The sequence below is a fragment of the Variovorax sp. HW608 genome, from assembly GCF_900090195.1.
Taxonomy (GTDB): domain Bacteria; phylum Pseudomonadota; class Gammaproteobacteria; order Burkholderiales; family Burkholderiaceae_C; genus Variovorax.
The window spans coordinates 4,646,508-4,658,749 of the sequence record NZ_LT607803.1 but is presented as its reverse complement, the minus strand read 5'-3'; the positions used below and the strand labels follow the sequence as shown (position 1 = coordinate 4,658,749).

Here is a 12,242-nt window from a genome sequence, read left to right as displayed (position 1 = left end):
GGATTTCCTTAAGCGCGTTCAACGTTGCAGACCGTCGTCTTGGTCTCTTGCATCATGGTCACGCTGTCGTAGCCATAGGTGGTCGAGGTGTTGATCGCCTCGCCGCGCACGATCGGGTGTGCACCCTCCGGGTAGTAGGCCAGCAGGTCGGCACCCTGCCAGTGCCCCGAGAAGTGGAACGGCATGAACACCGTGTCGGGCCCGACCCGCTCGGTCACCTGGGCCTGCACGTTCAGGCGCGCACCGGTCGGCGTCATCACCCAGGCGCGCTCGCCGTTGCGGATGCCCTTCTCGGCCGCGACCTTGGGATTGATCTCGATGAACATCTGCTGCTGCAGCTCGGCGAGCCACGGGTTGGAGCGCGTTTCCTCGCCGCCGCCCTCGTACTCGACCAGCCGGCCGGAGGTCATGACATAGGGGAACTTCTCCGAGATCTTGTCCGCGATGTTGCGCTGCTGCACCGTCTTGTAGAGCGTCGGCATGCGCCAGAAGGCCATCTTGTCGTCGTGGGTCGGGTACTTCGCGGCGAGGTCGGGCCGGGTGCCGTAGAGCGGCTCGCGGTGCTGCGGAATCGCATCCGGGAAGTTCCAGACCGTCGCCCGCGCCTTGGCGTTGCCGAAGGGATGGCAACCATGGTTCTTCATGAAGACGCGGATCATGCCGCCCGAGGGGTCGGTCTTCCAGTTCTTGCCGTCGGCCTTGGCCTTCTCGGCCTCGGTGAGTTCGTCCCACCAGCCGAGCCGCTTGAGCAACAGATGGTCGAGCTCGGGGTAGCCGGTGGTGATGGCCGCCCCCAGCGAATGCGAACCGTCCTCGGCGAGCAGGTTCTTGCCGTTGCGCTCGACGCCGAAGTTCGCGCGGAAGTTGCCGCCGCCGTCCATCACGTGCTTGGAGGTGTCGTAGAGGTTCGGCGAGCCGGGGTGCTTGAGCTCCGGCGTGCCGTAGCAGGGCCACGGCAGGCCGAAATAGTCGCCCGCGATGTCGTAGCCGTTGACCTTGTCCTTGACCGAGGCCTTGGCCCTGAGCGTGGCGACGTCGAAGGCGGCCATGTTGCGCATGTGCGCCTGCAGCCGTTCGGGGCTCTGACCGGTGTAGCCGATGGACCAGCAGTTCTTGTTGATCTCGCGCAGGATGTCGTCGGGCAAGGGCTCGTCCATGCCCTTGACCTTCTGCATCCGGTAGTTCTTGCTCAGTTCCTTGCCGAAGCCGAGGCGGTCGGCGAACTGCTGCATGATCATGTGGTCGCTGCGGCTTTCCCACAGCGGCTCGATGACCTTCTCGCGCCACTGCAGCGAGCGGTTCGACGCGGTGCACGACCCGCTGGTCTCGAACTGCGTGCAAGCCGGCAGCAGGTACACCGCGCGATTCGGGTTGAGGTCCTCCGGCTTGCCGGGCATCGCCGCCATCGCCGCGGTGGCGGACGGATAGGGGTCGATCACGACCAGCAGGTCGAGCTTGTCCATCGCCCGCTTCATCTCGAGGCCGCGCGTCTGCGAATTCGGCGCATGGCCCCAGTAGAAGACGCCGCGCAGGTTCGAGTCCTGGTCGATCAGCTCGTTCTTCTCGAGCACGCCGTCGATCCAGCGCGACACGGTGATGCCGGGCTTGCTCATCATCGCGGGCGAGGCGTAGCGGCTCTTGATCCACTCGTAGTCGACGCCCCAGCTCGCCGCGAAATGCTTCCACGAGCCTTCGGTGAGGCCGTAGTAGCCGGGCAGCGAATCCGGGTTCGGGCCGACGTCGGTGGCGCCTTGCACGTTGTCGTGGCCGCGGAAGATGTTGGTGCCGCCGCCCGAGACGCCCACGTTGCCGAGCGCGAGCTGCAGGATGCACGAGGCGCGCACGATCGCGTTGCCGATCGTGTGCTGGGTCTGGCCCATGCACCAGACGACGGTGCCGGGGCGGTTCTCGTGGAGCCAGGTCGCGACCTTGAGGACCTGCGCTTCCTTGACGCCGCAAACCTCCTCGACCTTGTCGGGCGTCCACTTGGCGAGCACTTCGGCGCGCACTTCGTCCATGCCGAAGACGCGGTCGTTGATGAACTGCTTGTCTTCCCAGCCGTTCTTGAAGACGTGGTGGAGGATGCCGAAGAGGAAGGCGATGTCGGAGCCCGACCGGATCCGCACGTACTCGTCGGCCTTGGCGGCCGTGCGCGTGAAGCGCGGATCGACCACGATCATCTTGCAGCCGCGCTCCTTGGAATGGAGCATGTGCAGCATGCTGACCGGATGCGCCTCGGCCGCGTTCGAGCCGATGTACATCGCGACCTTGGCATTGCGCATGTCGTTGTACGAATTGGTCATGGCGCCGTAGCCCCATGTGTTCGCAACGCCGGCGACGGTGGTGGAGTGGCAGATGCGCGCCTGGTGGTCGCAGTTGTTGCTGCCGAAGAAGCTCACGAACTTGCGCAGCAGGTACGACTGCTCGTTGCTGTGCTTGCTGGAGCCGATCCAGTAGACCGAGTCGGGCCCGCTGGCCTTGCTGAGTTCCTTGAGCTTGGCCGTGATCTCGTCGAGCGCGGTGTCCCAGCTGATGCGCTGGTACTTGCCGTTCACCAGCTTCATCGGATAGCGCAGGCGGTATTCGCCATGGCCATGCTCGCGCAGGGCCGCGCCCTTGGCGCAATGCGCGCCGAGGTTGATCGGCGAGTCGAACACCGGCTCCTGGCGCACCCAGACGCCGTTCTCGACCACGGCATCCGATGCGCAGCCGACCGAGCAGTGCGAACACACCGTGCGGCGGACTTCGACCTTGCCGGCGCCGATCGCGGTGGGCCGGCCGTCGGCTGCCTGGGCCTTGCGGATCAGCGTGAGCTGGCCTGCCGCGAGGCCGACGCCGACGCCCAGTCCGGAGCGCCGCAGGAAGGCGCGCCGGTCCATGGTCGGCAGGGCGTTGGAGAGCCCGCGCCGGAGGCTGTGCACGAACGATGACGTGGAGTTGGAGGAAATTGCAGGGGTCGCGGCGCCGTCACGCGCGGTGCCGCTCGCTTTCTTGGTCAATAGCATGGGTTCACCTCCGTCTTCAGGCGGACGCGGTCTTGTAGTAGCGCTTGACGTGCTCGCTCAGCGTGTAGCCGCCCCCCTTTTCGGGCGCGGGCTTGGGCTCGGGCGCGGCGGCGGAGGCATCGGGCGCCTGCACGACCTTCGGCAGCACCGTGACGGCCGCTGCGGCTGCGCCGACCGTGGCGGCGCCGAAAAAGAATCCCCGACGGGAAGCCGGCCGTGGGCCGGAAGCTTGACAGTCCTGCATGACGAACTCCAGGAATGGCTGACGCACCAGTCAGATATGAAACCAGTTACATAAGTTCGGATACTAGTCCAGACCCTAATACGGTGGTCTGAAATTCCCTCTGAGATTTCCCCTGTTCTCAGCCGAGCATGTCGAAGCCCTGGGCCTCGACCTCGCCGAAGGCACGCGTGAGCGCCGCCAGCGCGGCGTAGAAACGGGCCTTCGAATGCCCGGACACGGCATCGCACAGCGCCGGAAGCCAGGGCAGGATGTGGGCCGAGAAGAACGCCCGCTGACGGGTCAGGTTGGCCACCGCTGCGTCCTCGCCCGCGATCAGGTAGCGCATCACCTCGAACAGGAAGGCGATGTGGTCCTCGGTTTCGGGCACGCTCTCTTCGCGCGCCAGGCCGAGCTGGTCGAGGTCGCCCCGCAGCTTGGCGAGCGGCTTGTCGTTGAGGAAGCCGCTCAGGTAGTGCGAGCCGAAGAGAAAGACCTCCGGCTTGCCGATGCCGCCGAAGAGCGCGTCGTATTCGTCATCGAGCGCGGCGATGTCCATGCCGCGCCCGACGCCGACGAGATGCCGCCACGGCTCCTCGAGGAAGGCGCCGGCGGCCGGGGCCTCGGTCGGCGCGACCTGGAAGGCTTCGAGCAAGGCGGCATCCGGCGCCGCATACCAGAGCCGCGCGAGCAGGCCGTAGAGTTCCGCGCGCGCGATTTCTTCGTCGAGGGCCGAGGTCGCAGGGAAGGTCTGGCTCATTGCGGCGGGATCCTGGTGATCTTGATTTCGTCCTGGGCGCTGTAGAGGTCGATGACCCGGCAGTCGCTGCACATCTTGAGGCGCTCCAGCGCCTCGCCCTGGAACATTGCGTGGCCGGCCAGCTTGACCAGCATCGCCTCGATGGCCTTCTGCGTGCCGAAGGGCTTGCCGCAGCGGATGCAGGCCCACGGCCTGGCCTCGTTGAGCACTGCGGGCTGCCTGCGCGCGGGCGAGGCCAAGAGGCGCGGCACGAGTTCGATCGCATCCTCGGGGCAGGTGGTTTCGCAGAGTCCGCACTGGACGCAGTTCTTCTCGATGAAGCGCAGCTGCGGCGAATCCCGGTTGTCCTGCAGCGCGGCCGCGGGACAGGCGCTGACGCAGGCGAGGCACAGGGTGCACTTGTCCTTGTCGACCGCGATGGCGCCGAAGGGCGCGCCCGCCGGCAACGGGACCGCCAGCGGCGCATCGGCCGCCGCCTTCAGCGCGGGCGACTCGTCCATCAGGTGATCCAGCGCCAGCTCGAGCGTGCTGCGCTTTTCCGCACCGACCGCGAAGCGCGCGGCCCTGGACGGCACGATCTGCCGGGTCTCGCGCAAGCCGGCCAGCGCGGTGTCGAGCGCAGCCGGCGTTGCCGCTTCGATGAGCCTGAAGTGCGTGCCGGTATAGCCCAGGCCATGCAACAGCGCCTGGGCGATCTCCGCCTGCTTCTTCATGGCCGCGACGTACTGCGGCGCTTCTTCGCCGGTCAGCAGCACGCACACCTGCGAGGCGCCGAACGCCACCGCGCTCAGCCAGAGGTCGATGCCGGTGCTCGCCGCATGGAAGAGCGCCACCGGAATCACGTTCGCTGGAACGCCATGCGCCTTGCGAAGCTGCGCCGCGCGGCCGAGCTGTTCGACCAGCGCGCGCCCGCCCTCCTCGCTGTGCAGCAGCAGCGTCGCGTCGCGTCCGCCGGCAGCGGCGTAGGTCGCGAGCAGCGTGCGCAGCTTGAGCCCCTGGTCCGGCGTGCGCGGGTAGGTGTAGGCGAGCGCACCGGTCGGGCACACCGTCGTGCAGGCACCGCAGCCGACGCAGAGGTTCGGGTTGACGACGATGCGCTGGCGCTCCTTGTCACTGCTGACCGCGTGGGCCGAGCACACCTCGATGCAGGCGTTGCAGCCGACCACTTCGTTGCGGCTGTGCGCGCAGAGCTTCTGCTTGTAGTCGAAGAACTTCGGCTTCTCGAATTCACCGACCAGTTCGCGCAGCCGCATCAAGGTCTGCGCGGCCTTCGGATGCGACATGCCGCCCGCAAGATGGAAGTAGCCTTGCGGCGGCGCGTGCCAGTCGATGAGCGGCGCCGTGCCGAGATCGAGCACGAGGTCGAAGGCGCCGTCCTGCGGCTCGCGCGCGCGATCGAAGCGGATCGCGCCCGCCACGGCGCAGGCGCGCTCGCAATCCCGGTGCGAGGTGCACTTCACGGTGTCGATCTGGTAGTCGAGCCCGATGGCCTGCTCGGGGCAGGCGCTCAAGCAGGCATTGCAGCGCGTGCACAGGTCGAGGTCGATCGGGTTGTCCTGCGTCCACTGCAGCTTGAACGCGCCGAGCCACCCCGCCAGCGCATCGATGCGTCCGGCGATCACGGGCCAGCGCCGCTCCTGCGCGCCGCCGGCGACGCCGGGCCCGCGCGAAAAGATCGTCACCTCGAGCGCATCGGCCAGCAGCGCGGCAGCCTGCTCGGCCGCATCGAGGGGCCCGACGATCAGCAGCCGGCCCTGGCTGGCATAGCTCACGGTCGAGACCGGATCGGGCTCGGGCAGCCCGGCGGCCGCCAGCAGCGCGGCGATCTTCGGCATCGCGCTCTTCGCGTCGCGGCTCCAGCCGCCGGTCTCGCGGATGTTGACGAAGCGGATCGGGGAGCTCGCTCCGGGCGTCTGCTGCGCGAGTTCTCCGAAGAGTCTTTTTTCCTGCGTGCACGCGACCACCACGTCGTCACCGGACTGGATCGCCCGCTGGAAGGCCGGCGCCTCGCGACGGCAGAGCGTCGAATGCAGTGGGAGGGATTCAGTCAGCGCGGTCCCGAGCGTCTTCGGCTCGAGGGGCATCGTCTGGTTGCAGTCGCAGATCAGCGTCGTGGTCATCAGTCTTTGGGCTGGCAGGTGGCGCATCGGCCACCGGCGGGCTGGGAAGATCCCCGGAATGTCCGGACTTTGCCACGCCGACCAATCCATCACCCTCGGGAGTTTCTTCGGGATGCGCGGGGTCTTCGTCGAAGAGCTTCAGGAACTTGGCGCTGGCCATCTGGCGCAAGGCGCCCTCGGGCAGCGGCGAAGGTTTGGAGTAGTCGTCGATGTAGGTGTCCAGGCCGTCCATGACGTTGAAATGCGGATCGGAGAAGAGCTTCCGGAAGGCGGCGTTGCGCACCTCGGGCGCCACGTTCTGCGCCACGAAGGGCCGGAAGTCCGAGTCGACGCGCAGGGCCTTCACGTCCTCCAGGGTGAGCGGCGGCGCCTCGACGGCTTCGACGGGCAGTGGGCTGCCAGTGGTTTCGGGCTCGACGGCCGGCGCAGCGGCCGGCCGCTCCACCGGCACCGGTTGCGCCGGCGGCTTCTGCGGTTCGTCCGCCACCTCCCCGCTGCGCGCCTGCTGCTTGCGGCGCGACCAGCGGTCGAAGAAGCCTTCAGACATCGCCGGCTCCCCGGCCGCGCGGCTTTTCGGTGGACACGCTCGCGGCATTGCCGAAACGGTCGGTCAGCGAGCGGAAGCTCTCCGGGCGCTTGCGGCGCTTGGGTTCGATCACGTAGTGCTCGTCCACGAAGGCGCGCAGCCACGCCACGACCTCCCTGGGCGCCGGCACCTGCTCGACGGTTTCCTGTGCGTCGAGCCACCGTCCGGCCTCGTAGTAGCTGAGGGTCACGACCACCGGACGCGGGATCGGCTCGGCGGCCAGCGTGGCCTCCTCGTCCATGCGCCAGAGCACGAACCAGCAGGGGGCGGGCGACGAGACGTTCAGGTGATAGCCCTCGGCCTCGTCGCGGAACAGTTCGACCTTGAAGCCCGGATGCAGCCAGCGCTGCACCTCCTCGCCGTCGTGCAGGAGGCGCGGCGCGCGGCCGAAGCCCGGTTCGTCGGGCACCACGTCGTCGAGCGTCCAGCGCCACGCCTGCCAGTGGCTCGACGGCCCGTGCAGGCGCTCGCGCCGCATCACGACGGCGACGTCGAGGGGCGATTCGTGGCCGGCCGGGGTCTGGATTTCGGATTGCGCCATGCAAAAGACGATAGCCCATGCGCCGGGGACGACAGGCGATCACGGGAATCGGGGTTGTCACTGGGTTACAAAGTACTACACCTTGTAGTACTTTCGTGACAAAGTCATCAACAAATCGGAAACCTAAGTTCTCATTTCCAAGAAACCGGCGTGTCATGCGCTCCAATGGAGCCATTCACACAAAGTAACACGAAGGCCCTACACATGAGCTATTACGACTGCGAATTCGCCCCCGGTGCCCTCGAGGTCAAGGTGTCGGACCTGCTCATCGCCACGCCGGACTACTGCGATCCGCTGATCGATCCGGGCGTCCACCAGGTGCTGAAGCTGCTGCGCGAGCAGCAGGGCATGGACGCTGCCTTCGCCTGCGAAGTGGTGGACGGCCAGCGCGTGGCGCACCGCTCGCCCACGTTACGCGCCCAGTTCATCGACGAGCAGGCGGAGCCGCTGGAAATGGCCTTCTGCCGCCAGGTACTCAACGCCCGCGTGCCGGCCGGCTGCTACCTCAGCGCGCCGGTGGTGGTGAACGGCGGCGTCTACGGCACCCTGTACTCGTTCAGCTTCAACCCCGATCCGGCCATCGAGGCGCGCGATCTCAAGAAGCTGGAAATGGCCGCGCAACTGGCGGCCCGCTTGGTCGGCGAGCGCCGTCCGCGGACCGCCGCGCCCGTCGCGCAAGGCACCGCGGCGCAGGTGCAGCACCGCACCGAAGCGCGCGCCGCCTGATCAGCGCGCCGGCACGAGGTGGAGGAACTCGTCCGGCGCCGGCATCAGCCGCAGCGCATCGACCGGCACCTCGACCCGCCTGTTGCACAGGAAGCGGAGCTGGCAGTCGCCCACGAGGATCACGTCGCCGTTGGCCAGTTCGTGCGCGCGGACCCGCTCGCGATTCACGTAGGTGCCGTTGCGGCTGCCCATGTCGGTGAGGATGAAATGCTCGCCGGTCCACTGGATGGCCGCGTGGTGGCGGCTCACCCGGTCGCTGTCGATGCAGACGTTGTTGGAATTCGAGCGCCCGATGGTGGTGATCGGACCCGCGAGGTTGACCTGCCGCACGCTGCCGTGCCGGGCCAGGATGATCAGTCTTGCCATGCCAGTTTCTTTAGTTCGTTTGACTTGCATCGAAGCTTAGGCGGGCAAGTCCAAACCGAAAGACAGAAACAGAAGGCTTAATCCCGCGCAGTTCGGTCCACGCGAGTCAGTCAAAGGCATTCCTTCACGAAGCGGCGGTCGATCAGCGGCCTGACTTGTCCTGCTTGCGGAAGCTCATCTCCAGGAAGTCGAGAAACGCGCGCAAGGCCGCGCTGTTGTGGCGCCGCTGGAGGTAGGCGGCCGACAGCCACATGTCGTTGCGCGAGTAGGCCTGCAGCACCGGCACCAGCTCGCCATGATCGATGTGCGGCTGCACCAGCATCTCGGGCAGGTAGATCACGCCGAAGCCCTGCATCGCGACCTGGATCAACGGCGCGGCCTCGGTCGCGTCCATGCGCGACTTCACCGCCACGTCGAAGGGCTTGCCGTCGACCTCGAAGCGCCATTGCGGATGCAGGCCCAGCCGCGAGTGCGTGAGCGCGTCGTGGGTCGCGAGCTCGCCCGGATGCGCCGGCTTGCCGTGCTTCTTCCAGTACACCGGCGAGGCGCAGACCACGAGGCTGCGGCGGGCGAGCTTGCGCACGATCAGGTTCTCGTCCTCGACCGGCCCGAAGTGCAGCGACAGGTCGATGCCTTCCTCCGCCATGTCGATGTTGCGGTTGGTCAGGTGCAGGCTGATGCTGACATCGGGGTAGTGGCCCATGAACTCGCCGATCAGCTTCGGCAGGTCGCCCTGCCCGGCGCCGAGCGGCGCCGACAGGCGCAGGCGGCCGGTCGGCCGGCTCGCGTGCTCCTGGACCTCGGCCTGGGTGTCCTCGAACATCTCCATCATCGGCTTGCTGCGCTCGAGCAGCAGCGAGCCGGCATCGGTGAGGCTCACCGCGCGGGTGGAGCGGTTGAGCAGCCGCACGCCGAGCCGCGATTCGAGCTCGGCGATGTACTTGCTGACGGTGGCCTTGGAGACGTCGAGCTTGCTGGCGGCGCGGGAAAAGCTGCCGTGGGAGGCGACTTCGCGAAAGGTTCTGATCAGGTCGAGGCTGTCCATGACTGGGGTCGATTGTCCCCCGTCGCGCCCGTTCCGTAACCCGCCGCCGGCACCGGCACGCCGCCGCGCTCGATCTTCACCGCGCAGTACTTGAACTCCGGGATCTTGCCGAAGGGGTCGAGCGCCGCGTTGGTCATGAGGTTCGCCGCCGCCTCGTAGTACGCGAAGGGCACGAACACCGCGCCGTGCGGCGTGCCGTCGTCGCGGCGCACATGGATCGCCACTTCGCCGCGCCGCGAGCGGATCGTGATCACGTCGCCGGGCGCAAGCCCCATCGCCTCGAGGTCGGCCTGGTTCATCGACGCGGTCGCCATCGGCTCCAGCGCATCGAGCACCGTGGCGCGGCGCGTCATGCTGCCGGTGTGCCAGTGTTCGAGCTGGCGCCCGGTGATCAGCACGTACGGGTAGTCGGCATCGGGCCGCTCGGCCGCCGGGATGATGTCGGCCGGCACCAGCTTCACACGGCCGTCGGCGGTCGGGAAGGTCTCGACGAAGACGATCGGCTGGCCCGGATCGTCCTCGGAGAGGCACGGGTAGGTCACGCTCGATTCGCGCTGCAGGCGCTCCCAGCTGATGCCGCTGATCGCCGCATGCATCGCCTGCCGCATCTCCTCGTAGACCGCCGCGACGCCGGATTCCTCGCCCTCGTAGTCCCAGGCCAGCCCCATGCGCTTTGCGATCTGCTGGATGATCCAGAGGTCGGGCTTGGCATCGCCCGGCGGATCGAGCGCCCGCTTGCCGAGCTGCACCATGCGGTCGGTGTTGCTCACGGTGCCGGTCTTCTCGGGCCAGGCGCTCGCGGGCAGCACCACGTCGGCGAGCCAGGCGGTCTCGGTCATGAAGATGTCCTGCACCACGAGGTGCTCCAGGCTCGCCAAGGCGTGGCGCGCATGGTTCAGGTCCGGGTCGCTCATGGCCGGGTTCTCGCCCATGATGTACATGCCGCGCACCTTGTGCGGATCGTCGTCCGGCGCGAGCGCCTTGTGCATGATCTCGACCACGGTGTAGCCGGGCTGGTCGTCCAGCGGCATGCCCCAGAAGTTCTCGAACCACGCATGCGCGCCGGCGTTGTCGACCCGCTGGTAGTTGGGGAACATCATCGGGATCAGCCCCGCATCGCTCGCGCCCTGCACGTTGTTCTGGCCGCGCAGCGGATGCAGGCCCGAGCCGGGCTTGCCGATCTGGCCGGTGACGGTGACCAGCGCGATCAGGCAGCGCGCGTTGTCGGTGCCGTGCACATGCTGGCTCACGCCCATGCCCCAGAGGACCATCGCGCCCTTGGCGGTCGCGAAGGCGCGCGCGACCTCGCGCAGCGTCTCGGCCGGGATGCCGCAGATCGGCGCCATCACCTCGGGGCTGTAGCCCTTGACGTTCTCGCGCAGCGCCTCGAAGTTGCTGGCGCGATCGCGGATGAAGGCCTCGTCGACCAGCCCTTCGTCGATCACCGCATGGATCAGCGCATTGAGCATCGCCACATCGGTGTCGGCCTTGAACTGCAGCGTGCGCCAGGCATGCTTGCTGATCTCGGTGCGGCGCGGGTCGGCCAGCACGATCTTCGTGCCGCGCCTGGCCGCGTTCTTCATCCAGGTGGCGGCGACCGGGTGGTTCGCAGTCGGGTTGGAGCCGATCACGAAGATCAGGTCCGCATGCTCGACATCGTTGACCTGGTTGCTGACCGCGCCCGAACCCACGCCTTCGAGCAGCGCCGCCACGCTGGACGCATGGCACAGCCGCGTGCAGTGGTCGACGTTGTTGCTGCCGAAGCCGGTGCGCACCAGCTTCTGGAACAGATACGCCTCCTCGTTGCTGCCCTTGGCCGAGCCGAAGCCCGCCAGCGCCTTGCGGCCGTGCGTATCGCGCAGGCCCCTGAGCTTGCCGGCAGCGAGCGCCAGTGCCTCTTCCCAGCTCGCCTCGCGGAAGGCCTCGCTCCAGTCGCCGGGGCGCGGCGCGTCGTCGCAGGTCTTGGGCACGCCGGGCTTGCGGATCAGCGGCTTGGTGAGGCGCTGCGGATGGTGCGCGTAGTCGAAGCCGAAGCGGCCCTTGACGCACAGCCGGCTGTGGTTGGCCGGGCCGTCGCGGCCGTCGACGCTGACGATCTTCTCGTCCTTGACGTTGTAGGTGATCAGGCAGCCGACGCCGCAGAACGGGCACACCGAGTCGACCTTGCGGTCCACCTGCTGCGAGCCGATGTGGCTCTTGGGCATCAGCGCGCCCGTCGGGCAGGCCTGCACGCATTCGCCGCAGGCCACGCAGGTGCTGTCGCCCATCGGGTCGTCGAGGTCGAAGACGATCTTCGAATCCTGTCCGCGCAGTGCGTAGCCGATCACGTCGTTGACCTGCTCCTCGCGGCAGGCGCGCACGCAGCGGTTGCACTGGATGCAGGCGTCCAGATTCACCGCCATCGCCGGGTGCGACACATCGGGTGCAGGCTGCTCGCGACGCAGGGCCTTGAGCTCGGGCCGCACCGCGACATCGAGCTTGGCCGCCCATTCGCTGAGCTCGCCATGCTGCCGCGTGGCATCGTCGCCGATCCACTTGTAGCCCGCGTCGGGCATGTCCGAGAGCAGCATCTCGACGACCATCTTCTGGCTCTTGAGGGCGCGCTCGCTCGCGGCCTGCACTTCCATGCCGGCCGAAACGGTGCGGCAGCAACTCGGCGCGAGCGTGCGTTCGCCCTTCAGCTCGACCACGCAGGCGCGGCAGTTGCCGTCGGGCCGCAGCCCTTCCTTGAAGCAGAGATGTGGAATGTCGACGCCGTGGCGCTTCGCGGCCGCGAGGATGGTCTCGCCTTCGAAGGCCTCCACGGTCCTGCCATCGAGCTGGAACTCGATCGATGAGACTGGCACAGCCCAGTCCAGGGCACCCGCGGAACC

At 67.7% G+C, this 12,242-nt stretch carries 10 protein-coding genes; 1 reads left to right on the top strand and 9 read right to left on the bottom strand.

The features are described 5' to 3' along the window. Positions 1–8: 8 nt before the first annotated feature. The 6 genes from VAR608DRAFT_RS21960 to VAR608DRAFT_RS21935 all read right to left on the bottom strand — a co-directional run bounded on the left by VAR608DRAFT_RS21960 (position 9) and on the right by VAR608DRAFT_RS21935 (position 7,232). Positions 9–3,005: a formate dehydrogenase subunit alpha gene (locus tag VAR608DRAFT_RS21960; protein WP_088955991.1), complete on the bottom strand. Its 2,997-nt coding sequence runs from the start codon at positions 3,003–3,005 to the stop codon at positions 9–11. Between the two features lie 16 nt (positions 3,006–3,021). Next, a complete protein-coding gene (locus VAR608DRAFT_RS21955; protein WP_088955990.1) occupies positions 3,022–3,249 on the bottom strand; it encodes a formate dehydrogenase in 228 nt (75 codons plus the stop codon). Between the two features lie 118 nt (positions 3,250–3,367). Then, a complete protein-coding gene (locus VAR608DRAFT_RS21950; RefSeq protein WP_088955989.1) occupies positions 3,368–3,985 on the bottom strand; it encodes a TorD/DmsD family molecular chaperone in 618 nt (205 codons plus the stop codon). Beyond that, on the bottom strand, positions 3,982–6,105 hold the full coding sequence (locus VAR608DRAFT_RS21945) for a 4Fe-4S binding protein (protein ID WP_231972918.1): 2,124 nt from the start codon (positions 6,103–6,105) through the stop codon (positions 3,982–3,984). The genes VAR608DRAFT_RS21950 and VAR608DRAFT_RS21945 overlap by 4 nt, the downstream gene beginning before the upstream one ends. Next, positions 6,029–6,652, bottom strand: a complete 624-nt coding sequence (locus tag VAR608DRAFT_RS21940; protein ID WP_088955987.1) for a DUF3306 domain-containing protein — start codon at positions 6,650–6,652, stop codon at positions 6,029–6,031. The genes VAR608DRAFT_RS21945 and VAR608DRAFT_RS21940 overlap by 77 nt, the downstream gene beginning before the upstream one ends. Next, positions 6,645–7,232, bottom strand: a complete 588-nt coding sequence (locus VAR608DRAFT_RS21935; RefSeq protein WP_088955986.1) for a DUF3305 domain-containing protein — start codon at positions 7,230–7,232, stop codon at positions 6,645–6,647. Before VAR608DRAFT_RS21935 ends, VAR608DRAFT_RS21940 begins: the two co-directional genes overlap by 8 nt. Before the next feature lie 204 nt (positions 7,233–7,436). Here VAR608DRAFT_RS21935 and VAR608DRAFT_RS21930 point away from each other — a divergent pair, with 204 nt between their 5' ends. Beyond that, a complete protein-coding gene (locus VAR608DRAFT_RS21930; RefSeq protein ID WP_088955985.1) occupies positions 7,437–7,958 on the top strand; it encodes a hypothetical protein in 522 nt (173 codons plus the stop codon). Here the strand turns inward: VAR608DRAFT_RS21930 and VAR608DRAFT_RS21925 are convergent, their stop codons facing one another. From VAR608DRAFT_RS21925 to fdhF, 3 genes are all read right to left on the bottom strand, one after another. After that, positions 7,959–8,324, bottom strand: coding sequence for an FHA domain-containing protein (locus VAR608DRAFT_RS21925; RefSeq protein WP_157731082.1), 366 nt, complete (start codon positions 8,322–8,324; stop codon positions 7,959–7,961). It lies immediately after the preceding gene. 142 nt (positions 8,325–8,466) lie between these two features. Beyond that, the gene (locus tag VAR608DRAFT_RS21920; RefSeq protein WP_088955983.1) at positions 8,467–9,369 is read right to left on the bottom strand and encodes a LysR family transcriptional regulator; all 903 of its coding nucleotides are present in this window, start codon (positions 9,367–9,369) and stop codon (positions 8,467–8,469) included. Further along, positions 9,351–12,215, bottom strand: coding sequence for a formate dehydrogenase subunit alpha (fdhF, locus tag VAR608DRAFT_RS21915; protein WP_231972917.1), 2,865 nt, complete (start codon positions 12,213–12,215; stop codon positions 9,351–9,353). The genes VAR608DRAFT_RS21920 and fdhF overlap by 19 nt, the downstream gene beginning before the upstream one ends. Between the last annotated feature and the right edge of the window lie 27 nt (positions 12,216–12,242).

Excerpts from the sequence above, each read along its gene's own strand:
- VAR608DRAFT_RS21955 (WP_088955990.1), bottom strand. The coding sequence starts at position 3,249 with ATGCAGGACTGTCAAGCTTCCGGCCCACGGCCGGCTTCCCGTCGGGGA.
- VAR608DRAFT_RS21945 (WP_231972918.1), bottom strand. The coding sequence starts at position 6,105 with ATGACCACGACGCTGATCTGCGACTGCAACCAGACGATGCCCCTCGAG.
- VAR608DRAFT_RS21950 (WP_088955989.1), bottom strand. The coding sequence starts at position 3,985 with ATGAGCCAGACCTTCCCTGCGACCTCGGCCCTCGACGAAGAAATCGCG.
- VAR608DRAFT_RS21925 (WP_157731082.1), bottom strand. The coding sequence starts at position 8,324 with ATGGCAAGACTGATCATCCTGGCCCGGCACGGCAGCGTGCGGCAGGTC.
- VAR608DRAFT_RS21935 (WP_088955986.1), bottom strand. The coding sequence starts at position 7,232 with ATGGCGCAATCCGAAATCCAGACCCCGGCCGGCCACGAATCGCCCCTC.
- VAR608DRAFT_RS21920 (WP_088955983.1), bottom strand. The coding sequence starts at position 9,369 with ATGGACAGCCTCGACCTGATCAGAACCTTTCGCGAAGTCGCCTCCCAC.
- VAR608DRAFT_RS21930 (WP_088955985.1), top strand. The coding sequence starts at position 7,437 with ATGAGCTATTACGACTGCGAATTCGCCCCCGGTGCCCTCGAGGTCAAG.
- VAR608DRAFT_RS21940 (WP_088955987.1), bottom strand. The coding sequence starts at position 6,652 with ATGTCTGAAGGCTTCTTCGACCGCTGGTCGCGCCGCAAGCAGCAGGCG.
- VAR608DRAFT_RS21960 (WP_088955991.1), bottom strand. The coding sequence starts at position 3,005 with ATGCTATTGACCAAGAAAGCGAGCGGCACCGCGCGTGACGGCGCCGCG.